The 22,383-nt window shown below is 45.8% G+C and carries 20 protein-coding genes; 5 read left to right on the top strand and 15 right to left on the bottom strand.

Translation table 11 applies throughout. The features are described from left to right. Positions 1-67: 67 nt before the first annotated feature. On the bottom strand, positions 68-304 hold the full coding sequence (locus GQF01_RS24575) for a helix-turn-helix domain-containing protein (RefSeq protein ID WP_235960215.1): 237 nt from the start codon (positions 302-304) through the stop codon (positions 68-70). A 206-nt stretch (positions 305-510) separates the two neighbouring features. Here GQF01_RS24575 and GQF01_RS24570 point away from each other — a divergent pair, with 206 nt between their 5' ends. After that, positions 511-909 (top strand): helix-turn-helix domain-containing protein, encoded by a 399-nt coding sequence (locus GQF01_RS24570; protein WP_161409400.1) that lies wholly within the window; start codon positions 511-513, stop codon positions 907-909. 344 nt (positions 910-1,253) lie between these two features. On the opposite strand, the gene GQF01_RS36690 is transcribed toward GQF01_RS24570, so the two are convergent. The 4 genes from GQF01_RS36690 to GQF01_RS24550 form a co-directional block, all read right to left on the bottom strand. After that, positions 1,254-2,288 carry a peptidoglycan-binding domain-containing protein gene (locus tag GQF01_RS36690; RefSeq protein WP_328803522.1) on the bottom strand — a complete coding sequence of 345 codons (1,035 nt, stop codon included), beginning with the start codon at positions 2,286-2,288 and terminating at the stop codon, positions 1,254-1,256. A gap of 357 nt (positions 2,289-2,645) precedes the next feature. Further along, entirely contained in the window at positions 2,646-2,948 is a 303-nt protein-coding gene (locus tag GQF01_RS24560) for a Dabb family protein (RefSeq protein ID WP_161409399.1), read from the bottom strand. 112 nt (positions 2,949-3,060) lie between these two features. Continuing rightward, the gene (locus tag GQF01_RS24555; protein WP_161409925.1) at positions 3,061-3,969 is read right to left on the bottom strand and encodes an ATP-dependent DNA ligase; all 909 of its coding nucleotides are present in this window, start codon (positions 3,967-3,969) and stop codon (positions 3,061-3,063) included. A 45-nt stretch (positions 3,970-4,014) separates the two neighbouring features. Further along, the gene (locus tag GQF01_RS24550) at positions 4,015-5,112 is read right to left on the bottom strand and encodes a threonine aldolase family protein (RefSeq protein WP_161409397.1); all 1,098 of its coding nucleotides are present in this window, start codon (positions 5,110-5,112) and stop codon (positions 4,015-4,017) included. A gap of 99 nt (positions 5,113-5,211) precedes the next feature. On the opposite strand from GQF01_RS24550, the gene GQF01_RS24545 reads away from it, so the two are divergent. After that, the gene (locus GQF01_RS24545; RefSeq protein ID WP_161409395.1) at positions 5,212-5,508 is read left to right on the top strand and encodes a Rieske (2Fe-2S) protein; all 297 of its coding nucleotides are present in this window, start codon (positions 5,212-5,214) and stop codon (positions 5,506-5,508) included. A gap of 75 nt (positions 5,509-5,583) precedes the next feature. Then, positions 5,584-6,984 (top strand): amino acid permease, encoded by a 1,401-nt coding sequence (locus GQF01_RS24540; RefSeq protein WP_161409393.1) that lies wholly within the window; start codon positions 5,584-5,586, stop codon positions 6,982-6,984. 15 nt (positions 6,985-6,999) lie between these two features. Here GQF01_RS24540 and GQF01_RS24535 read toward each other — a convergent pair whose 3' ends face one another. Then, the gene (locus GQF01_RS24535; protein WP_161409924.1) at positions 7,000-7,626 is read right to left on the bottom strand and encodes a LysE family transporter; all 627 of its coding nucleotides are present in this window, start codon (positions 7,624-7,626) and stop codon (positions 7,000-7,002) included. Positions 7,627-7,790: 164 nt separating this feature from the next. Here GQF01_RS24535 and GQF01_RS24530 point away from each other — a divergent pair, with 164 nt between their 5' ends. Further along, entirely contained in the window at positions 7,791-8,558 is a 768-nt protein-coding gene (locus tag GQF01_RS24530; RefSeq protein ID WP_161409391.1) for a MerR family transcriptional regulator, read from the top strand. A 166-nt stretch (positions 8,559-8,724) separates the two neighbouring features. On the opposite strand, the gene GQF01_RS24525 is transcribed toward GQF01_RS24530, so the two are convergent. The 3 genes from GQF01_RS24525 to GQF01_RS24515 form a co-directional block, all read right to left on the bottom strand. After that, entirely contained in the window at positions 8,725-10,107 is a 1,383-nt protein-coding gene (locus GQF01_RS24525; protein ID WP_202556637.1) for an MATE family efflux transporter, read from the bottom strand. Positions 10,108-10,242: 135 nt separating this feature from the next. Then, positions 10,243-11,262: a Gfo/Idh/MocA family protein gene (locus GQF01_RS24520; protein ID WP_161409389.1), complete on the bottom strand. Its 1,020-nt coding sequence runs from the start codon at positions 11,260-11,262 to the stop codon at positions 10,243-10,245. 3 nt (positions 11,263-11,265) lie between these two features. Next, positions 11,266-12,108 carry a sugar phosphate isomerase/epimerase family protein gene (locus tag GQF01_RS24515; protein ID WP_161409388.1) on the bottom strand — a complete coding sequence of 281 codons (843 nt, stop codon included), beginning with the start codon at positions 12,106-12,108 and terminating at the stop codon, positions 11,266-11,268. A 153-nt stretch (positions 12,109-12,261) separates the two neighbouring features. Here GQF01_RS24515 and GQF01_RS24510 point away from each other — a divergent pair, with 153 nt between their 5' ends. Next, positions 12,262-13,167 carry an AraC family transcriptional regulator gene (locus GQF01_RS24510; protein WP_161409386.1) on the top strand — a complete coding sequence of 302 codons (906 nt, stop codon included), beginning with the start codon at positions 12,262-12,264 and terminating at the stop codon, positions 13,165-13,167. A gap of 42 nt (positions 13,168-13,209) precedes the next feature. Here the strand turns inward: GQF01_RS24510 and GQF01_RS24505 are convergent, their stop codons facing one another. From GQF01_RS24505 to queC, 6 genes are all read right to left on the bottom strand, one after another. Continuing rightward, entirely contained in the window at positions 13,210-14,940 is a 1,731-nt protein-coding gene (locus GQF01_RS24505; protein WP_161409384.1) for a hypothetical protein, read from the bottom strand. 37 nt (positions 14,941-14,977) lie between these two features. Continuing rightward, a complete protein-coding gene (locus GQF01_RS24500; protein WP_161409382.1) occupies positions 14,978-16,276 on the bottom strand; it encodes an efflux RND transporter periplasmic adaptor subunit in 1,299 nt (432 codons plus the stop codon). A gap of 12 nt (positions 16,277-16,288) precedes the next feature. Then, positions 16,289-19,402 carry an efflux RND transporter permease subunit gene (locus GQF01_RS24495; RefSeq protein WP_161409380.1) on the bottom strand — a complete coding sequence of 1,038 codons (3,114 nt, stop codon included), beginning with the start codon at positions 19,400-19,402 and terminating at the stop codon, positions 16,289-16,291. 126 nt (positions 19,403-19,528) lie between these two features. Further along, a complete protein-coding gene (locus GQF01_RS24490) occupies positions 19,529-20,920 on the bottom strand; it encodes a sensor histidine kinase (RefSeq protein ID WP_161409378.1) in 1,392 nt (463 codons plus the stop codon). Then, positions 20,917-21,594, bottom strand: a complete 678-nt coding sequence (locus GQF01_RS24485; protein WP_161409377.1) for a response regulator transcription factor — start codon at positions 21,592-21,594, stop codon at positions 20,917-20,919. Before GQF01_RS24485 ends, GQF01_RS24490 begins: the two co-directional genes overlap by 4 nt. A gap of 34 nt (positions 21,595-21,628) precedes the next feature. Then, positions 21,629-22,333 carry a 7-cyano-7-deazaguanine synthase QueC gene (gene queC, locus GQF01_RS24480; protein ID WP_161409375.1) on the bottom strand — a complete coding sequence of 235 codons (705 nt, stop codon included), beginning with the start codon at positions 22,331-22,333 and terminating at the stop codon, positions 21,629-21,631. Positions 22,334-22,383: the final 50 nt, after the last annotated feature.

Raw genomic sequence — 22,383 nt, 5'->3', positions numbered from 1 at the left:
TTTTTGTAAATAGTAAAAATAAAAAAACCAATCATTATAAATAATGAATGGCTAATCCAGGAGTTCGCTAGGGTCTAGGCTGCATCTCTATTCGAAACAACTCTTCTAATTCCTTATCGAGCAGATCGCTTAATTTCTTCGCAGTGGAGGGTCCTACCGATTTAATCGCTCGTTCTAGCAGACTGACATAGGCATGACTTAAACCCGAATGTCTTGCCAGTTCTCGCTGCGAGTAACCTTTGACAACTCTAGCCTTAATAAAAGCATCTGTGTTAGCCTTGATCTTCGTGCTCATTATTTTCATTCGTTTCTGCTCCCCTCCCGTTCTCATTTTGTTCCCCTTGTTTCTATTATATCACACAAATTAACTATTGCAATCAAAATAGTTTACTTTAAACAACATCGTTTCCGGCAATATCCCAGCCCTACACGCATTGTAATTACTTTTGTATACTGATATTATTAAAATGTTTACTACTGTTTACTTTTCGAATCGTGAGGGTGAAATTCATGTATTTCTATGATAAATTACGAGATTTGCGTAAATTAAAAGGTTTTACCCTGCGAGAGCTAGCTGACCGTTCCGGCGTATCCGCGGCATACATCTCCCAGCTAGAAAACGGCAATCGCGGCATCCCGTCTCCGGAAGTGTTGATGAAGCTTTCCGAAGGGCTCAATACGTCTTATTCTGAATTAATGGACATAGCCGGATATTTGGAATCAACGCCTTCAACAGAGAAGTTCCAAAGTAACCCTGTCAATTTACGGCGGTTTCTGCGCGAGAATGAGCTTCTGTTCGATGGCATTCTTTTAACCGAGGAAGACAAAGAATGGGTCGAACGAATGTTGACCGTATTATTCTGGAAGCAGCGTCAGGAATCGAAGGTTGAGGACCCGCCTACGACATAAAGTCGTTGACACTGCGTCCTTGCATGAGATTTGGGGCGGTAGTCTTGAGTTTTAGCTGGAAATAGTACCGCTAATTCTTTCAATTTAGCCATTAATTTAGGATTAGATGGAAATTCTCCTGTTATTTCTTTAGTTTTTCCTACAAAAGCGGCCACATCGGCCGAATTAACTGGAGAAACTCCCGTTACTCCGCAGAATCCTTTCTCAGCGCCATTTTTAACTGTAGAAATTACCGCTATTTCGCCATCACGTGCAAGTATATAGGGTAACCTTTCGGCTCCCCCCAATAAAAAAAGCCCATTTCATCCTATACGGATGAAACAGGCCTTCCTACCTAACGCCAATTAGTCATCGTTGGACTGACTGCCGTTGCCATTGCCATTTCCGTTACCATTGTTCCCATTGCCATTTGGCGTTTGAGCTCCATTACCGTTGCCGTTGCCGTTGCCATTGCCATTTGGTGCAGGAGCTTGTCCTCCATTACCGTTAGGCACTTTAGAACCATTGCCGTTTGGCATTGGTGTCTGCCCTCCATTGCCATTGGGTGCTTTATAGCCATTTCCGTTTGGTGCTGGTGCCTGCCCACCATTGCCATTTGGCATAGGTGTCTGTCCTCCGTTGCCATTCGGTGCTTTATAGCCATTTCCATTCGGCGCAGGTGTCGGAGTACTCGGGACTTGTCCGCCTCCAGTTCCGCCTTGACCTTTGCCGCCGCCAAAGCCTTTACCTTCACCCTGACCCTGGCCACCGCCTTGGCCGCCTCCAGTTCCGCCTTGACCTTTGCCGCCGCCAAAGCCTTTACCTTCACCCTGGCCTTGACCACCACCTTGGCCGCCTCCAGTTCCGCCTTGACCTTTGCCGCCGCCGAAGCCTTTACCTTCACCCTGGCCTTGACCACCGCCTTGGCCGCCACCAGTTCCACCTTGGCCACCGCCACCTTGGCTACCTCCGGTTCCGCCTTGACCTTTGCCGCCTCCGCCATGCCCTTTACCTTCCCCATGACCATGGCCACCGCCTTGGCTGCCACCGCCTCCACCTTGTCCTGCTCCTTTAGCACGTATATAAGCATAAGTGATTGACTCGAGGGTTCGGTTATCAACCGCTCCTGTCACGGGAAGCCCGTGTTTTTTCTGAAAATACTTAACTCCCCTCACGGTCACATCATCATAGTAGCCGTTGATTTCACCTGAATAGCTGCCGAGTGTCTTCAGCATTCCCTGAATGACGAATACATCAGGACCATTGGCGGGTTTCCCAACTGCTCCTGCCAGATTCGGTACATACAACAGCAGCATGACCGACAGAATAGCAACACCTAGATATTTCCCAGCAAACACACCAATTCTCGTTCTTTGCTTACTTCCCTTCCATTGTTGCACTAGCAGACACCTTCCTTAAGTTGAAAATTATTTTACCGCGCTAATACTATTCCCCAACTCTCTAGCCTGCTACTTCATTTCCTTAATGGGAAATAAGGGGAACGACACAAATCTCGGAAGGGAACTAGAGTCCCCTAAATTAGAGGAAACCCAGCAATTCCGATACCGAGGGAAACTACAGGGCCATATTCGCCCTGCATGGCAACCTTTTCAGGTGAAATCATTGAAATAGCGGACGACAGTTCCCCTTATACGTGAAAACCTATCTTTTCAGCGAAATAGTGACCTGTAGTTCCCCAAAAAAAGCAAAAGAGAACCGGCACAAGCTGCCAGTCCTCTTCCAATCCATCCCCATTATTATTGAATAGGATAATCAATCACAATTACATTTTCAAGGATACCTTTGACCGATTGCACAAACTCCTGATGAGCCGGATGAGGGCCGTACTGCTGCAAAGACTCCCGATCTTGGAAGGTCACCCGTAATCCTATCGTATATCCCTGAATATTTCCTGTTTCTTCTGTCTCATTTACACCTGCAGTAATCTGGACAATGCCCGGAATTTTACCTTTCAAAGACAACAATTTCTCAATTACTTCCTGTTCCTTCTGCGCAGCTAAAGTCTCCTTAAATTTAAAACAAACCAAGTGTTCAAACATCGCGTCGGACCAACCTCCTGCTTATTTTTTTACTCTGCATAGAAACTATTTTATCATACTTTTTTTACCAAGTTGAAATGTTTCAATTTAAGTATGCCCCTGTGAACAAATCTCAATAATGCCAAACACAATCCTCAGGCTTCTTATCAAGTAGAAACCCTCGAAACGTCGTCATCTTTAACTGATGCATATCCGTTCGATCCAAATAATCAATTCGGCAGCACAGACGCGGCTCCATCTTCTGCGTGTTTCCCTCTTTTCCCATCACTAGTGGCGCTGCTATAGCAACAAACCATGCCCTGTCCGCCGCGGTAATACCTTCTGCCACTACACCAACCGGCTTATGCTTCACCGTCCTGAAATTCAATCCGATGACCAGCTCGAAAGGGTCCATTCTGTACCCTAATATTTCCACATCTATGCTCTTCACGTGCTTAATCTTAAGCCACTCGCTGCTTCTAGTATCAGGCACATACATCGAGCTTTTCCGTTTGGCCACAATTCCTTCCATACTCCGTTCTTTCATCGTTTCAAAAAGCGCCTTCCCCTGCGCCTCCACAAACAACGTCGGCATCAGCACTGGAGTAGAATCAACGACAGCAGCTAGACGCTTTTTCCTCTCAACTAAAGGCTCATTTAGATGCTCTCTATCTGTATACAAAAGATCGAAAGCAACAAAAGTCACCGGATGTGTATGCACCGCTCGGTTTATTTTTCCTAATTGACTGATCCGATCCCGATACATAAAATCATCAAATGCAGGCGCCCCGTTACGGCGGAGTACAATGCCTTCACAATCCAAAATAGCAGAATGTGTTTTAATCGCACTTATTGCATCCTGCAGCTCTGGGAATTTGTGCGTTACAGCTCTTCCACTCCGCGAATAGGCCTCAATACGGCCTCCTTGCTTATGGATAAGGATTCGAACGCCATCCCATTTCGGCTCATAAATAAAGTGTTGATCGTCAAAAGGCTCCTCACCGAAGCTGACACCCATTGGCTTTATGGCTGAAAATAACATCAAAAAATCCCCTCCTGTTACCAGTTTGGGGATTTAATCGACAGTCTAAACGCCATTTTCGATCAAATGACTCTCCATCCATGCAAAAGCTTTCCTAAGCTCTTCCTTCGGTACATTTGCATACCGATCACCGATGGAAACCTCATAACAGCATGATGTCTCATTTATTTCTTTCAGATAATGAGTAAGTCCAACGCCTGTTGCCTCATATAAGTTGACCAACAGGGATTCCATCTGCTCTTTTGGCCTATTGATATGTACGTGGAACATATTTGTGACCGGTTTACTAGGGGTCGTAGCAACGCCAGGAACCTGATTGTACAAGGCAGCAAGTTCGATGGCTTCCTCGTAATATTGCCCCATTTTATTCAAACGCTGCTTGAAATAATGGCTCGCACTCAGGATATACGGGTATAGACTGATCAAATCGCCGCCGTGGCGCCTTTTCCACACTTTAGACTGCTTCGTGAACGTCTCGTCTCCCGCAAGCAATGCCCCAGCAATGCCGCCAATCCCCTTGTAGAAAGAAATGTAGACACTATCAAACAGCTCACAGATTTCGCGCGCAGACTTCTGATAATAAGGAAGAATTTCGTAGAGCCTAGCCCCATCCAAATGTAATTTGATGCCATGACTGCGGCAATAGGCCGAGATTTGTACAAGCTCTTCGTAATCTGGCAGCTGTCCGCCAATTTCCCGCTGCGGCAATTCCAGCAACAAACAAGCGATATCTTCTTTTATATGCAGCACATCTTCCAGACGAATCAGTCGATCTTTCTCACCAAGCAGAATTGGCTGGATGTGATGAAGCTCCTTCAGCCCGTCCTCCTCATGGATTTCCAAATGGCTGAGCGGGTGATATGCGACTTTCTTGATCCCTTTATGATCGCACCAGATTCGCAAAGCAATTTGTTGAGCCATCGTTCCACTTGGGAAGAAGACGGCAGATTCTTTACCAAGAAACGCGGCCATTTCCTCTTGGAAATCCTCAATTAGCTTGCCATTGCCATAAGTATCTCCATCTGTTTGACCATCAACGTCCTGCAAGGCATCTATCAATACTTGAATATTTCTTTTGCCGTGGCCGCCAACGGGGAAGTTCGTTTGTTGAAACGCTTCTAATAATGGATTGATTTTGTTCATTTGTATCGTACTCCTTTGTTTGTCACAACTCACTCTTGGTCTCAGCAAGGCAGTGGATTATAATCAAGCTAACTCTATTCGAAAAAGGAGACTCAAGCCATGAAGGAAATCCTTATCGGCTCCATTGATCAATTTACTACTTTTCCTGTGGAGGTTCAGCTTGACCGTGACTTGTATTTTTTGATGCAGGTAGACGATGACCAGTACAATCTTTACTCAAGTGTTTGCCCTCATGGCGGTTACACCGTGGATCTGATTGACGGAGAGCTCGAATGCCCTTTGCACGGTTGGACCTTTGAAGTACATACAGGACGCTGTCATAATGTACCTAGCGCCAGACTCGCCTCTTATAACGTCATCCTTCGTGACAACCAGCTGTTCGCTCAGATGGCATGATCTCCCGTATATTTTACCAGTGGTCAAGCTATAATAACAGCTATTGTTATCAAATGAACGGCTTTAGGAGGCAACATGCCCGACAAGATGAGTACGAGTAAGTCCCAGGGAATGAAGTGGTGGCAGCTGAGTTTACTCGGAGTCGCTTGCACAATAGGTACCGGGTATTTCCTAGGCTCTGGAATCGCTATTCAAATGGGCGGCGTCTCCGTCCTTTTCTTGTTTATACTCGCAGCTTTCGGCACTTATCTCGTCTTTGATGTTCTGGCCAAAATGACAGGCAAGGATCCCCAGCAAGGCTCATTTCAAACCTATGCGGCCCAAGCTTTCGGCCGCTGGGCTGGCTTTAGCAGCGGCTGGGTCTATTGGTGCTCAGAGCTATTAATTATGGGTAGCCAGTTAACAGCTTTATCCTTTTTCACCCGCTTCTGGTTCCCTAAGTTACCGATGTGGGTCTTTGCGACGGTCTACGCCCTAATAGGACTTGGCGTTATTCTGCTAGGGACCAAAGTCTTTGAACGTGCCGAGCATATATTTGCCATCATCAAAGTATCCGCCATTGTGATGTTTGTCATTATCGCAGGTGCGGCGGTTCTTGGATTCCTTACAGGCACATACCCGCCGAAGTTTCCGACTGCCAAGGAAGCCTACTTACCAAAGGGGGGAGTCGGCATTTGGTCATCTTTCATCTATGCTTATTACGCCTTTGGCGGCATTGAAATCTTGGGCATCATGGCCGCCAGACTTAAGCGGCCTGAAGAGGCGCCTAAAGCTGGTAACATGATGATTCTTCTGTTAACCATCATCTATATCGCCTCGTTAGCACTCGCCTTGGCTTTAATCCCTCTGAGCAATCTCCAAGGGAAAGAAAGCCCTTTTCAGGTGGCCTTAGGTTCTTATCAACTCCCTTTTGTCCCCCATGCCTTCAATGCGATTCTAATCATCGCGGGATTTTCGACGATGGTCGCTTCCCTATTTGCGGTTACAACGATCCTGATCACGTTAGCGCAAGGTCACAATGCTCCCGCCATATTCGCTAAACGAACAGGCGGCAAGCGCAAAATGCCGTTACCCGCCCTCGGGTTTACGACGGGCGGAATAACGGCTGCGGTGCTCATGGCCTTGCTTCTACCTGAGAAATTGTATGCGTACATCACCACAGCGGCAGGCATTATGCTGCTGATGAATTGGCTGTTCATCCTGCTCTCATCAGGCCGATTACTGCAGTTATCCCGGTGGGGGAAAATCAAAAGATACACAGGCATGCTTCTTATTCTAACCGCTATAACTGGCACCGCCTTTCATCCGACGAGCCGGCCAGGCTTCTGGATCAGTCTTTTATTCATCGTATTGATTGGCCTTGTGACTCTTGGGCTTAGCTTCAAATGGAGAAAGAATGCGCCTGGTTCGGTCACCACTTTCCATCCTGACAAGTTGTCCATGCCCAAACCCGATAATCACGAAGGAGCAACTTAATGATAGGGGAAGAGGTTAATTGAAGAGGGCATGAAAAGCTTTTAATCCAAAATGCAGACCAAAACCGATCAGGGATAACCCTGAAACGATAGAGATAACCGAAAGCCCGCGCGGCGTAAGGAATCTCCGAAAGACACTGGCTAATGAAGCCATGATGAGATCCCACAGGATAATGCCCACGAACATGATCCCCGTATATAGCAGAACGTGATTTCTATCATACTTAGCAATCGTTTCCGCCAACACCGATCCATAAATCCCTATCCAAAATAGGATTGACAACGGAGAACTGATCGACATAATTAATCCTGTAAAAAAAGATTTGGCCAACGTCTCTTCCGACTTGTAACCCTCCGTTTTCAACTTGCCAGCACCAACGACACTTTCAATTCCCGTGTAGAGTAAAATAAAACAACCAAATAGCCATAGAAATGTCTTCATAAATGGTGTTGTAAGAAAGTGAACAAGACCGAAATAAATGAGAACAATCATGATAACGTCCGCAAGCATACCGCCAATCCCCACCATCCACGCATGGACAAAGCCACGCTTGATGCCTCTATCCAGCATGGCGGCGTTAATAGGACCAATCGGCGCGGAAAGTGATAAACCCAATAGTAGAAAGCTTAGCATCACATACATCTCAATCACCCATTCACTCTTTAGACATACAAGCCCTAAGGCTCGTAATATCTTATTCGTTGATTAGAGCTTGTATAACTTAGTTTCTTGGTTTTGGCTATAAAAATATCGTTGACATTCACGCAGCGTAAAGCTGTAGAGTTAAGTTGTCAGGAGGTGAACAGATGGAATACACCGTGCAGAGCCTAGGGAAGTTGGCAGGTGTAAGCACCAGAACGCTTCGCTATTATGATGAAATTGAGCTCCTTAAGCCGGCAAGAATCAATTCTTCCGGGTATCGATTCTATGGACAGAACGAAGTTGATAGACTCCAGCAGATTTTATTTTACAGAGAATTAGGTGTTAATCTGGATCGCATCAAAGAAATCATAACCGCCCCCACCTTTAACGCAGAGGATGCTCTTAAAGAACATCATGTACAGCTAATGGAGAGAAGAGCTCAGCTTGATGCGTTGATTGCCAATGTTGAAAAAACGCTAGTGTTACATGAAGGGAGAACAGCCATGTCAAATAAAGAGAAATTCGAAGGCTTCAAACAACAACTGATGGATGAGAATGAGAACAAATATGGGAAAGAAATTCGGGAGAAATATGGGGAAGAGCAGGTCAATCAATCGAATCATAAATTGAAACATATGACGCAAGAGCAGTATGACGAGGTTACGCGTCTTGCAGGTGAAGTGACCGACTCACTTGCAGAAGCTTTCAAAACGGGAGATCCCGCTAGTGCGGCCGCCCAAAAAGCCGCGGATTTGCACAAACAATGGCTATCCTATTATTGGAGTGAATACAGCAAAGAGGCACATGCCGGTCTAGCCCAAATGTATGTAGATGATGAAAGATTTAAAGCCTACTATGATGATAAACAACCAGGAACCGCAGAATTTCTGAGAGATTCCATACACATTTATACTGGTTTTACGAAGCAATAGCCCAGTGAGCGGGACACTAGCATTTTTTCTACTATATCCTCCAAACATCCAGTTATTTTAGAAGAAAACGGAATAGAATAGTATTACACCAGCCACCAGCAGCCGTGTGTAGTCAACCTCCAACCCAGAAAAGCACAGGAACCCTTAGGGGCCCTGTGCTTTTCAGTTATGAATTGGCTGCGACGCCGCCGCCAGTAGGTTTCACCAGCGCTTTGGTCTCCCATACGCGGCTTCTCCATCGTAAATACATAATCAAGCCTCGCAGCCACTCATCAACCGCAAAGGCAATCCATACACCTAGAAGCCCCATCTTCATATGAATGCCCAGCCAATACGCAAGCGGTACGGCAACACCCCACATGGAGAGAACACCCATGGCAACTGGAAATCTAGCATCACCCGCAGCGCGGAGTGAATTAATAACCACTAGATTGAACGTTCGACCAGGCTCGAGAATTACGCTTAGCAGCAAAATCCCCGATCCCATCGCAATAATCTCTGGATTGTCTGTAAATAGCCCTAGCAGCTCTTTACGGAAAATAGATGCGATACCAACAACCACAAAAGTGAGTAGAAATGTCATTCTCAGACTGCGAATAAGCTTATGGTACGCTGCTTTGAACTCGCCGGCACCAACCATATGACCTACGATGATCTCCGTACCCATACCGATCGCCATCCCAAGCGCCATGAAGTAATTTGTAACATTCATCACATACACGTGCGTGCTTAACGCGACTTGACCGATGATATTCACGAAGCTCACAATCATGAGATATTGAGATTGCCAGGACAAGTGCTCTCCCGCAGAAGGGAGTCCAATGCTCAAGATTTGCTTCACAATACGCTTATCGAACGTAATATAATTCTTGAAGCGAATCGGGAACGGAATCCGGCGATATAAAATTACGAAAAGGACGATAAGTCCAAGAAAACGGCTTATGACTGTGGAGACCGCCGCCCCCGTTACACCCCACTCAGGAAATCCGAGATTCCCGAAGATGAGCAGGACGTTACCAACGACGTGGATCACGTTCACACCAAGCGTCACGTACATAACGTCTCTCGTCTGACCATTCGAACGAAGGACCGAGGATACTGCATACGACAATGCTTCTATCCAAATAAAAGCACTGATGAGATTCAGGTATTTCTTAGCTATGGCAATCTGGTCAGGAGCCAAGTTCATTAGTTGCATGATCGATTCGCCAAATACGACCAAGACGATGCTGACGACGATCCCGAATATCAAGTTGATGGTAATCGCCAAGGCTGAAATACGACTCGCTTCCTTGGCCCTGCCTGCGCCCAAATTCTGCGCTACCGCTACACTCGTTCCGATTCCGACGAAGCCAAACATCAAGATGCAGAATACGATGATTTCATTCGCTAATCCGACCGCTCCGGTTACTTCATCTGAGATCCGACTGAGCATGAACACATCCGCAGTACCGAGCATCATCCGCAGAACGGAGTCAATGAAGATCGGCCACGTAATGGCGAATAGACTGAGCTTTTTCCAAGTTGCTGTTGACTGGGTGTCTATCATTTTCTATGCTCCTCAATTTCAATTGCCTTTAGTTTAGGATACGTAAGCGATTTCAGTCAAATGCTACTAAAATCCAATAAAACAACCTTGAATTTCTCTTCCGAGAAAGTCCAAGGTTGTTTTATTGATTCAAAGCTATTTGACGCGAACCCATGCACCGCGATTATCAGCTGATTCAATTTCTGCCTCCGCAATGACAATGCTGTCCATTGTACTGAAAGGCGTGGCCGTTGCTACATCCTGGCCAGAAATCAACGTCTCAACGAAATATTTGAGCTCCTGGTAATAGCCCATCTCTGCTGAGATCTCAGGACTGAAGCCAGGACCATCGTTCACATTGACTTTCAAACCGTCTGCTGTGAAAACGACGTTAGCTTTTTCGAAATTTACCCGGAACTGCATATCGAAGCCATAATCTCCTTGCAGCGTCCAGTCTGCTTGCGCATTGATGACCTTGCCATCTTCGTACAAATAGTTCGTTGAAACAATATCGTACCCACTACCTGGCACCACGTTACGAGCCAAGGAGGAGACGGATTCTGGTTTACCAAACAACCAGTTGATCATATCGATATCATGCACGTGCATGTCGAGCAGCGCCCCGCCGCTTTTCGCATTCTGCAACAGCCACGGTCCCCAAGTCGGCGTTCCGCCGCCGCGGTAGAAGTAACCAGCAAGAACTTGGCCGTACGTTTCACTTGCGACAACTTGTTTCAAATACTCATAGGCTGGCCAGAAGCGCAGGCATTGGCCGACCATCAGCTGTTTCCCGTTCCGCTCGGCAGCTTCAATCATGTCCTTACACTCTTCTGCATTCAGTGCCATCGGCTTTTCACACAAAACATGAAGACCCTTATTCAAACATTGAATGGAAATTTCTCTGTGCAAAAACGTTGGCAGTGTCATATCCACACAATCAAGCTGCTCTTTCTCAATCATTTCTGCAACACTTGTGTACTTATTATAAACGCTGAAGTCAATACTGGAAGCTCCCGTATCAATGTTACCTCCTGCTGCATGTCCTTCCAGCTTTTCAATGTCAATATCGCATAGGGCAACGACTTTCATCGGAACGCCTTCGGCTTCAAGACGAATGTAATTTTCCAGATGCGTTCTGCCCATAAAACCTAATCCGATTAATCCAATTTTTAACATGGCTTATTTCCTCCCCAGAATGGCATCCATAGCACCTGATGTATTATAAATAATTTGCTGTCCGTGATGCGTATAGCCAGGAATCATTTCTGCGATGACATAGTCCTCATAGCCGATAGCTTGCAATGCCTTCATCACTTCCGGATAGTTCACATCACCTGCAAGCAGATCGACGAATCCGTGCAAGCCGCCTGCAGCGCGTCGATAATCTTTGAAATGCACTTTTTTGATGCGATGATTCAGGATTGAAATCCAGTGCTCCGGGTAACCTGCAAATAAGACATTCCCAACGTCGAAGTAGGAACCGACATATGGCGAATTGATTTTATCAATGAAATCTCTGAGTTCAAGCGGTGATAACAATAATTTATTCCAAACATTTTCAATGCCGATGGATACCTTGAGAGATTCCGCAACCGCAGACAGCTCACTAATCCCTTCAAGAGCATAATCGTAAGCTTGATCATATGGCACAACTTCAGAGTCCGGAATGAAATCGACGCCAACTGCTCCAGGCACAACCAATATCGTGTCTACGCCCAAAATCGCTGCGCTTTCCAGCTGCTTTTTGATGATTTCTTTCGCTTTTTGACGCGTTCCAGCATGTCCACTTGTGAGGGAGTACGTCCAATATAAACCGCTGGCTAAGCTCGTTAGCTCAATCCCTTTATCATCGGCAAGCTGGCGGTATTGTTTGATTTCGCTTTCATTACTTTCAAGACTAAGTTCGCCTGTTTCGTTCAACGCCAGCTCGATACCATCGAACCCAGCATCCTTCGCGACAGCTATACATGCCTCCACCTTCATGGAGCCTGGAAATGACCAAATATTAATCCCTTTTTTCATCGTTATCTCCTCCATCTCTTTCCTTTATTATAAGAGAGGTTGGCAAGATAAGATTTATCCAAAAAGCCGATTTATTTGCACTTTTGCAAAAACGAATATGTTAAAATAAGGCTGTGTCCTACCACCACACGACGCTATGAAAGGACGGACAGCATGGAATTCCCACGCATACAGCTTCAAGAATCAATAACCATACATCATCTCATTTCCTTTCACTATTTTGAGTATGCGAAGGGATATGTGTTTGACGGCGAACAACACGACTTCTGGGAACTTCTATATGTCGACAAAGGTGAAGTCGAGGTTCGGGCCGATGATCACATCCACACCCTTCAGCAGGGGCATATGATCTTTCATAAACCTGAGGAGTTCCATACAGTTAGTGTAAAGCATGAACATAAACCGCCTAATCTTATCGTTATTTCCTTCGAATGCGCGTCAGCAGCGATGTCTGATTTTGAAAATAAAGTTGTCCCCCTTGGCGACCGGGAAAGAAATATGCTATCCCTCATTATCCAAGAGGGGTTTCAGGCATTTCTGCCTCCCTTCGACAGGCCTTCCGTTCATAATCTTGAACGGAATCCCGAAGCCCCTTTTGCCAGCGAGCAGTTGATCAAAACGTACTTGGAAGCTTTGCTTATTACCCTGATTCGCAATCAGAAACAAGCCTCTACCCCCATAGATGCAGCCATTAAGATTAAACAGTCGTCTCTTCAAAAAGAAAAAGCCGAACAACGCATCGTTCAGCAAATCGTGGCTTACCTGAAGGACAATCTCTCACAATCTTTTACCCAGGATCAGTTATGCCAGACGTTTCACTTGGGAAAAAGCCGATTAAAGGAGCTTTTCCAGTCCCAAATGCAAACGGGTGTCTTAGAAGCCTTCAAATCTCTGAAAATCGAACAGGCCAAAACCTACATTCGAGAAGACCATTACAATTTCACCGAAATTGCCGCGATGCTCGGCTATGCCAGCATTCATTATTTCTCCAGAGACTTCAAGAAGACGGTTGGCATGTCTCCCTCGGATTATGCGAAGTCGGTTAAGGCGCGTGTTTAACCAAAAAAAGCACCCAACTTGGGTGCTTTTTCAATATCCATTTTATTTAATTACTTTTAATAAACGTTTTGCAGTACCGTTAGCCGTTTCAATTGTTTCATACACATTCACTGTGAATGGGTAGCTAAATTGATCCGTTGTAATGTTCGAAGCATCTATCATTTGTACGCCGCTAATCAATTTATTTACACCTGTGAAAGCCGCATCCTTGGAGCCCAGAACGCGTCCCGCACTATCGACAATCTCAAATCTCAATTTCGAGAAATTATTGTCGACAACGACATTCTCTTTTTGTTTGATATCCATATCCAGACGAACCTTGTACGTATACGTCAATTGAGCTGTCGTTTGCGTGTTAACAGCCACATCATTAATTTTCAGATCAAAAGGATACAAGGAAATCGTTGAATCTTCTGCTTCTTCCTGCTGCAGATCCGTTTGCAGTGCTGCAATTGTCGTCGTATAAGGCGCGGCAGCTACGGTATCAAGCAGCTTCAGAGAGAAGCTTGTTCCCTCTTCGGATTGAGGAACAATGTAGGAGTAGCTCACAACGTAGCTAAGTCCAGGATTCATCATTTCTGTCACATTGGCTTGACGAGCTCCTTGGTACGTTAATCCTTGTGTACTCACAAGCTCCGACACGAACGCTGGTAACGCAATTGGCGATGTGCTTGTATTCGTTAGTTTGAACTTCGCCACAGCTGTTTTGAAACCTTCACCTGGATTCTCGTGCAGATGAAGCTCCATCAAAGAGACTTGCGTTGATTTGTCGACCACTTTAGTCAAGGCATCAAACGCAATCGGTTGACCGATCGTATAAGGAACGGCGGTTGTAGATCCTTGTTGTTTTGGCCATGCGATAGCCAGCTTACCTGTTGCTACTGTAGTTGCTGCTGTTGCCGCCTCGGCTGCACCTTTTGCAACAAAAGTATCAGTTGATAAAACCACCAGGTTAGACAATGTCACACCGTTTTCAACTGGGATTGCAAAATGAATATACTTTTGCTCGCCAGCTTCCAACGTAACAGGTTCTACTTCCGCACGTTTTCCTTCATAGTTCTTCGTTTCGGACTGAGCATCCATACGGAAGGCTGGCACTGTTTCGCGGCCTGCACCTGGATTGCTAGCAAGAACAGTTACTACTGCTACGCGTCCAGCCGTTGTGTTTTGCATAGAAGTTTCAACCGCTGTATAGGTGATTCCAGAGTTTACACCTGGGATTACGAACGATTGGCCCCAAGTAACGTTATTAAGGTTTTGTAAGGCGGCACTTCCCATAGCGCCATACCAAACGGAATTAGTTGGCATAGCAAGCAACGTTTTTTCCACTTTCGGGTAGGAGTATACGTCTACGTTGACGAAAGAAAGCTGATCAATCGTGCCAATTTCCTTCGTATCAACGGCTGTCATATAAACAAGTTCGCCAATTTCCTTCGGCTGCAAGGACTCTTTATTGGTTCCGCTTGGCTTCAGCGTGTAGGAAACGCCGCTCGAAGTTTGCACACGAAGCTCGTGCTCAGGTACTCGGTTCTGTGTCACGCCACCATTGTATAAGCGAACCGTAACAGCAAGTTGTGAACCGGACGCTGTTGGCGTCACGGCTACACTTTTCACGGCTGCGCGGATGTCACTTGTTAATCCATAATTAACAGTAGGTGCACTAACAGGTGCGGTTGGAGCAGCATCGGCTGCCCATACGGCAGTACCGCCTTGCACGATCATCGCGCCAAGCATAATGGCGGTCAGACTAGATTTCCATGGTCTTTTTTTCATGTATATACGCTCCTCTTTGAGTAATATCGCTGCTGATTTATTTCGCTGCTGGCGTTGTAGTCGCTGCTGGAGAAGCACTCGCGCTTTCTACCTTTTGCCCGTCCTTCAAAGTGTTCTGTCCGGAAATGACTAATTTCTCTCCATCTTTTACGCCATCTATCACTTCTTGGAACTCTCCACTGATCCGTCCAAGTTTCACTTTGCGTTTCACATACTGATCACCTTGTTCAACGAAGACGAAAGTATCCGATTCTTCACGAATCACACTAAGTGTAGGAATAGAGACTACTTGCTCTTCAGTTTCCGTTGTCAGCTGCACCATGAACCTGTTACCTGGCTGAAGCCCGTGATCACTATTTGGAACCTCCAACTCAAGCGTGTATGTTTTGGTTGCTGTGCTCATGATTGGAGCTAAATAGCTAATTTTCGCTGTTCCTTTTTTGTCCGGTGTATCTGGATTATAGAAAACTAGCTCTTGTTTCCCTTTAACAAGTTGGTAGTTGGTTTCTGTAAGCTCGGTTTTGATTTTAATCGGATCAATTTGCTGAACTTGACCGACCTTTCCAGCAGCCGCAGATACTGTCTGCCCCACGACCACATTGAAGTCAGTTAGTACGCCGCTGCCCGGTGCCTTCACTTCATAATTCTCTAAAGACCGCGTCGCATCCTCTAAGGATAAACTGGCAGATTCTGCCTGTGTTTGTGCAGAAGAAATCGAATCGGAATTATCAAAGGCCGACAGCTTGCTTTGCGCAGCATCCAGATTCATCTGTGCATTATCCAAAGCTTGCTTCATTTGGTCCACTTGATGTTGAACCACTGTCCCAGCATCAAAATCATTACGAGTTTTGTTGTAATCTTGCTGAGCATTGGTCAAAGCGGTTTGCGATCTTGCCACATTATCCGCCAGATCCTTGCGATTGTTCACTTTATTGTCTCGTGCTTGTTGTAAAGATTCTTGCGCGCTTTTTAAAGCTAGCTGGCTTTTCCGTTGTGCAGATAAGGCGTCTTTATTATCAATTACGAACAAGACTTCACCTTTTTCCACGTACTCTCCACGTTTTTTCACCACGCTCAGTACTTCACCATTTGCTTTTGAAACAACATCCAGAGTCGTTCCTGCCGCTACATCGGCAACTTGTTCAATGGGATTGCTAATTTTTTGCTTCTTAACAGCTTCTGTTTTAACCGCTTTTGGCGCCAGTGAAACCGTCGCTGCCCCCTTGGACCCTGGTGCTGCGCATGCGGACGCTAAGACCGCAGCAGCGGTCAGTAGCGCAATCACGCCCATCGAGCGATATCTAAATTTACGTTTTCGCGAACTATCGTTAATCATCTATGTGCCTCCTTATACCTCTATCGTACTTGTAGTTGTGTTTTGGTTATCTTTTTTACGATTGAACATGCGACCTATGCGGTTCTTTATGCTTTCAATCAACTCGTAAACAATAGGTACGACTACTAGAGTAAGAACGGTAGAGGTAATCAGACCACCGATAACGACAACACCCAGTCCTTTACCAATCAACCCGCCTTCTGCAGAAATACCTAATGCCAGCGGCACCAAAGCCATAATCGTAGCTCCAGCTGTCATAATAATCGGACGAAGTCGCACTTTCCCTGCTTCAATTAGAGCATGGCGAACCGTGTAGCCTTCATGACGCAGCTGCTGCGCACGGTCGATCAAGACGATCGCATTCGTGACGACAATTCCGATGAGCATGAGGAAACCAATCATAGATGTAACTGTTAGCGGCTCGCGGGCAATAACGAGTCCGAGCAGCCCTCCGATAACCGCAAGCGGTAGAGAGAACAAGATGGCAAATGGTGCACTTGCGTTTCCAAAAGCCAGAACCATGATGAGGTAAACGACGAAAATCGCAGCTCCCATGGCGACGAACAATTGACCGAAGCTCTCATTGACATCGTCGGAAACACCCGTTACTTTCGGTGTCACGCCTTCAGGTAATTCAACATCTTTTAATGCCGCGGTAAGTTTAGCACTTACGCCGGTTTTATTGGTATCATTAATTTTGGCTGATACTTTGACAAGCTGCTGCTGATCTTCACGTGCAAGTGATGCAGCACCCTTCGTTTCGTTAATTTTGGCTACTTCCTTGAGCAGAATCGTTGATCCATTTGATCCAGCTAACGGAATGTTACCTAGTTTTTCAAGCGTATTTTTGTCCGATTTGTCTAACGATACCGTAGTTGTATACGTGATATTATCAAATTTCATATCTCCCAGACTTTGTTTTTGAATCCAGGCACGTGCTGTATCTCGAACAGATGAGGAGCTGAGCCCATAAGCTCTTGCTTTTTTCTGATCTACAGCAATCTCTATCTCTGTTTTGGCATCACTTAAATTATCTTCAATCTCAGCAAGCTCTGGGAAAGTTTGCAGCTTATCCTTCACGATCTTGGCTGCTTTCTCCAGTTGAAGTTGATCATCACCTTGCAGCGTATAGGCAAAATCCGTCGATGAAACCCCGAAATCACCTTCCATTGCTTTTGGTTCAACCTCAGATCCACTTGGCAATTCTGAAAGAATATAAGCCTTCATTTCATCTTTTACTTGATTACCATCAACTTTATCGTTTACTTGAACGAAAATCTGTGAAGCATACGGTGTACGCTCATCATCATTGCCAGCATAACCGACTAAAGATTCCACAAATTTAAAGACAGGCTCGCCATTCGAGTCTTTCGTATCTAACAACACTTTTTCGATTTCCTTCGTTTTCGCATCTGTCGCTTCGAATGAAGTCGAATAAGGCAGCTTCAATTGGAAATACATCGTCGTCGCGGCACTTGATTCAGGTAAGAAGGCCACGGACAAGAATGGAATGGTTGCTGCCATTGTCACAACAAGCATTAGCGCTGAGGCAAGCAGCGTTTTGATTCTGTTTTTCAAGCTCCAAGTCAATACTTTCTCGTAAAACGTAGTTAGCTTCGTTGGTTGCGACTCATCGTGATGAACTTTACTTGGTTTGCTGCGAAGAACAAGCAGTTTAGCCAACATCGGAATAACCGTTAAAGCTACAATCAAGGAAGAAAGCAACGCACAAGCGATGGTTAAGGCAAAAGGTCTAAAGAATCCGCCGACAACGCCCGTAACCAAAGCAAGCGGTGCGAATACCCCAACAGTTGCAAGTGTGGAAGACGTAATTGCCATCGATACCTGCTTCGTCGCCAAAGCAATAACGGATTCATTGCGCTGCTGCGCTTTCTGCAAGGAGGCATATATATTTTCAATAACAACAATCGAGTCATCCACGACCCGGCCTACGGCAATAAAGATACCGCCGAGGGTCATCGTATTGAGCGTCAAGCCTAAGCTAGACATTAATAGTAATGTAATCAAAATTGAAAGTGGGATCGACACAAGAACAATAAGCGTCATCCGAACATTACGTAGGAAAATCAAGATCATTAAGGAGGCCAATACAGCCCCTACGATACCTTCACGTATAAGTCCTGAAATCGATTCATTAATTTGGTCTGCACTATCGTACGTATTTTTGAAAGTTACGTTAGGCAAAGTTGTTTTCCAGTCTTCAATCTGTTTCTGAATCTCATCAGAGAATTCAACGGCATTTGCACTGCCTGCTTTGTACAAAATCATCCCAATCGCCGGCTTGCTATCCAATCGGCCGATGAAATCAGATTCCGTAATCGCTTTGACGTTCGCAACCTGATCTAGCGTTACGATATCGCCTTTTGGCGTTGTGATTTCTAGCTGCTCCAACTCATACAAGCTGGACAAGTTGCCCGTTACACGCGTCATCTTGTCGTTGCCGCTGATTTCTACGCTGCCGATCGGACTTTTGGTCGCTGCGGCATTAATCGCATTCGATACCATGCCTGGTGATAAGCCATAGACATCAAGCGCGGAGGCATCCAGCTCAATATCCAGCGAGGTGTCTCTGGCTCCGATCACGTCCATGTGGTCAATCCCTTTGATTCCTTCAAGACCTGGCTTAATTTTATCCTTAAAAGATTTATCAAGCTCAGTTTGGCTGATGCCATTATCGGCATAAGCAACTAAATAGTTGGAAGGGAATGAAGCCGCGCCGAATGTCGACGCTTTAGGTGCTGCTGCAGTTGCAGGGAGAGAAACTTCACCAAGCATATCCTGAACAGCCTGTTTCTTTTTATCAACATCCACATCTTGCTTGAACATTAAAATGATCATGGAGAAGTTATCACTTGATGTCGATTGCATCGAATCCAGATCTTCGAGATTCGCAAGCTTCTTCTCTATCGGTGATGTAATTTCATCCATGACATCCTTTGGTGCACCTGTATACGTAGTCGTAACAGCAACTACTGGGAAAGAAACGTTCGGCATGTTCTCTACTTTAAGCTGCGATGAAGAATACAAGCCGCCTGCAAAAAGCATGATCATGATAATGAATAATGCCGAAACATTTTTCATGGAAAAGTATGTGAGTCGATTCATTCCTTTACTCCCCTCGTCTAATGATTGTTTCTATAAGATACATTTCAAATATGAACCCAATATGAACAAACAACAAAAAAGCCTGGAAATAAGCTTTCCAAGCTTTCGATGTTCATTATTTCTTCATTATTTCTTCGATGTATAGGTCAAAATTGGAAGAGTAACTAGAAATTGAGTTCCTTTCCCTTGTTCACTCCGAACCTCGATCGTGCCTTGATGCAGGTCGATAATTTTCCTTACAATCGCAAGCCCAAGCCCGCTTCCCGTATCCCGCTGCCTCGCTTGATCTACTTTGAAGAACCGCTCGAATATCCGGCTTTGATCTTCCTCCGCAATGCCGATCCCATTATCTTGAACCCAGATCTGAACGCGATCTCTTAAAGGGACAAGCTTTACAAAAATATGGCCTCCGACAGGCGTGAATTTGACCGCATTTCCTATCAGATTCATCCACACCTGGTTCAATTGATCCGAATCCGCAGCAATTTTGACTCTCGGTAAAGACAGGTCCATATCAAGCTGCTTTTCTGACCATAACGGTTCATAAAAGACGACAATTCTTCGGAGTTGCTCATCCAAATCAAATGTGGATGGATGAAAGGGGTGATGCTCAGATTCCAGCGAAGCCAGTTTTAACAAATTATCGCTAAGGCGAGATAACCGCTCGCTTTCACGTTCAATGATTTCCAAGTACCGCTCCCGTTCGGACTCCTCAATTTCGGAACCCCGCAATGCCTTGGAAAAGCCGCGAATCGATGTAAGCGGCGTTTGAATTTCGTGCGACACGTTCGAAACAAAGTCCTGCCGCATCTGCTCAAGCTGCTTAAGCTCGCCAGCCATGTGATTGAAGCTAGCGGCAAGCTCTCCCAGCTCATCTTTCTGCATGACCGCAACGTGCACATTGAAGTTTCCGCGTGCCAGCCGCTGGGTTGCCAGCGTTAATTTTTTCAGCGGATTCACCAAATACCGGGAGGCAACGAGAATGAGCAGACTGCCGACAATAAGCACAATAACCAGAACCGTAATGACAGCCGTCTGTACTTGTCGGCGGGTTGTTTCGGATAAGTACGGATGAATGAAAAGAGCAAACGTCTTATCTCCAACTTTAAGAGGAATGCCCACCTTCATGTCCTTCAAGGGATCTCTGATCATGCCGTAATCTAAGCTTTTGTACACACTGCCTTTCAAAACAAAGGCAACTTCCGACGCTTCAATACGGGGAACACCGTTTTTATTTAAGGATACCGCCGTCATGGGCTCTCCATTTTCATTAAATAATGTGAAAATGTAGTTATCATTAAAACGGTTGCTCCCCGTAACAAAAGAATCAAGCTGCTTAACCTGCATGTCTTCGCTTAACTTGATAATTTGATTACCAATCGTGAGCATCTCATCCTGGAACTCGTTCGTAATCAGATTTCTGAAAAATATCGTAGCCAGCGGAAATGCAACCGACACACTCACGACCACAACGGCTAAGAACGTCAGCACCACGCGGAGGTAGAGCGACTTGATCATGCTTTCACCTCAAGTCTGTACCCCAATCCTCGGATGGTGGCTATCCGAAACTCTTCGGTCAGCGGCTCGAACCGCTCTCGCAGTCTTTTGACATGCACATCAACAGTCCGATCATCACCTTCGTAATCGATCCCCCAGATCTGTTCAATGAGCTGTGTTCGTGTGAAAATTTGCGCTGGATAACTAGCCAGCTTATAGAGTAATTCAAACTCTTTTAGCGGGAGTGACATTCGTTGATCCTGCAAACGTACTTCATAAGCCGTACGGTCTATGACAACATTACCGACCGAGATCGTCTGCGAGGCGTTAATGCTATATCGCTTCAGCAAAGCTTTGACCCGCATCACCAGTTCCAATGGGTCAAACGGCTTCACGAGGTAATCGTCCGTGCCAAGCTGAAACCCCTTCACCTTATGTACGGACTCGCTTTTGGCCGTAACCATCAGCAGAGGCAAATCGTCGTAACGCGCCCTGAGCTCGCGGCATAATTCCCAACCGTCCATCAATGGCATCATTATATCCATAACAACTAGATCCGCCGGGGTCGTTTCGAGCATGCTGAGCGCTTCAACACCATTGCTAGCTTGCGATACCGTCAAGCCTTCTCCAACCAAATATACGCGAATCAGCTCCCTGATGTCCGCGTCATCATCCACCACCATGATTCTGGTCACGATACGCCCTGCCTTTCATCCAGCTTTGAACTGCTTACAGATAAGGAATAGGGTCCTTCGAACCCGCTTCTTCAAAGCCTTTCAATCGCAGTCTGCAGCTGTCACATACGCCACAGGCTTCAGCTTTTCCGTTGTAGCAAGAAGTTGTCAGCTCATAGGGAACTCCGATTTTCAAGCCTTCCTCAATGATCTTCGCTTTCGTCCAATCAATGAGCGGCGTTTCAATCGTGATACCTTTCCCCTCTACACCTACCTTGGTTCCCAGGGCAATCACTTCTTCCACTTTATGAATAAATTCCGGACGGCAATCCGGGTATCCGCTGTAATCAAGGGCATTCACACCGATATAGATCGCCTCGGAGCCCGTTACTTCCGCATAAGACGTTGCGATGGAAAGAAACATCAGATTACGGCCAGGTACGTAAGTCACCGGAATTTCGGATTCTTCCGCTTCTCCGTTCATCACATTAGGCACATCAATGCTATCATCCGTTAAGGCACTGCCGCCAAAGTCACGAAAGAAATCAAGCTTAATTATTTTGTGCCGCTGACTCACACCATAGTGTTCCGCGACTTGCTTCGCATTTTCCAGTTCAATCTTATGGCGCTGTCCATAGTCAAAAGAAATCGGATACAGGTCGTATCCCGCCTCTTGGGCAATCCCCATGCACGTGGTACTGTCCAGGCCTCCGCTCAAAATAATAACGGCTCTTTTCTTCTTATCGTTGCTTATGCTCATAAAGACACCTCATTTATCTTCTAAATTGTTGTGAAAAAAGGGATACCACG

The organism is Paenibacillus silvestris, from assembly GCF_009882985.1.
Lineage (GTDB): Bacteria > Bacillota > Bacilli > Paenibacillales > NBRC-103111 > Paenibacillus_E > Paenibacillus_E silvestris.
Note: the sequence above shows the minus strand (reverse complement) of the source record. Positions and strands in the feature narration are given on the sequence as shown.

What these genes read in the sequence shown, in the direction of transcription:
- GQF01_RS24525 (WP_202556637.1), bottom strand. Translation starts at nt 10,107, where the DNA reads ATGATAGACACCCAGTCAACAGCAACTTGGAAAAAGCTCAGTCTATTC.
- GQF01_RS24555 (WP_161409925.1), bottom strand. Translation starts at nt 3,969, where the DNA reads ATGTTATTTTCAGCCATAAAGCCAATGGGTGTCAGCTTCGGTGAGGAG.
- GQF01_RS24570 (WP_161409400.1), top strand. Translation starts at nt 511, where the DNA reads ATGTATTTCTATGATAAATTACGAGATTTGCGTAAATTAAAAGGTTTT.
- GQF01_RS24495 (WP_161409380.1), bottom strand. Translation starts at nt 19,402, where the DNA reads ATGAATCGACTCACATACTTTTCCATGAAAAATGTTTCGGCATTATTC.
- GQF01_RS24500 (WP_161409382.1), bottom strand. Translation starts at nt 16,276, where the DNA reads ATGATTAACGATAGTTCGCGAAAACGTAAATTTAGATATCGCTCGATG.
- GQF01_RS24530 (WP_161409391.1), top strand. Translation starts at nt 7,791, where the DNA reads ATGGAATACACCGTGCAGAGCCTAGGGAAGTTGGCAGGTGTAAGCACC.
- GQF01_RS24520 (WP_161409389.1), bottom strand. Translation starts at nt 11,262, where the DNA reads ATGTTAAAAATTGGATTAATCGGATTAGGTTTTATGGGCAGAACGCAT.
- GQF01_RS24490 (WP_161409378.1), bottom strand. Translation starts at nt 20,920, where the DNA reads ATGATCAAGTCGCTCTACCTCCGCGTGGTGCTGACGTTCTTAGCCGTT.
- GQF01_RS24550 (WP_161409397.1), bottom strand. Translation starts at nt 5,112, where the DNA reads ATGAACAAAATCAATCCATTATTAGAAGCGTTTCAACAAACGAACTTC.
- GQF01_RS24575 (WP_235960215.1), bottom strand. Translation starts at nt 304, where the DNA reads ATGAAAATAATGAGCACGAAGATCAAGGCTAACACAGATGCTTTTATT.
- GQF01_RS24510 (WP_161409386.1), top strand. Translation starts at nt 12,262, where the DNA reads ATGGAATTCCCACGCATACAGCTTCAAGAATCAATAACCATACATCAT.
- GQF01_RS24505 (WP_161409384.1), bottom strand. Translation starts at nt 14,940, where the DNA reads ATGAAAAAAAGACCATGGAAATCTAGTCTGACCGCCATTATGCTTGGC.
- queC (WP_161409375.1), bottom strand. Translation starts at nt 22,333, where the DNA reads ATGAGCATAAGCAACGATAAGAAGAAAAGAGCCGTTATTATTTTGAGC.
- GQF01_RS24515 (WP_161409388.1), bottom strand. Translation starts at nt 12,108, where the DNA reads ATGAAAAAAGGGATTAATATTTGGTCATTTCCAGGCTCCATGAAGGTG.
- GQF01_RS24560 (WP_161409399.1), bottom strand. Translation starts at nt 2,948, where the DNA reads ATGTTTGAACACTTGGTTTGTTTTAAATTTAAGGAGACTTTAGCTGCG.
- GQF01_RS24540 (WP_161409393.1), top strand. Translation starts at nt 5,584, where the DNA reads ATGCCCGACAAGATGAGTACGAGTAAGTCCCAGGGAATGAAGTGGTGG.
- GQF01_RS24545 (WP_161409395.1), top strand. Translation starts at nt 5,212, where the DNA reads ATGAAGGAAATCCTTATCGGCTCCATTGATCAATTTACTACTTTTCCT.
- GQF01_RS24535 (WP_161409924.1), bottom strand. Translation starts at nt 7,626, where the DNA reads ATGTATGTGATGCTAAGCTTTCTACTATTGGGTTTATCACTTTCCGCG.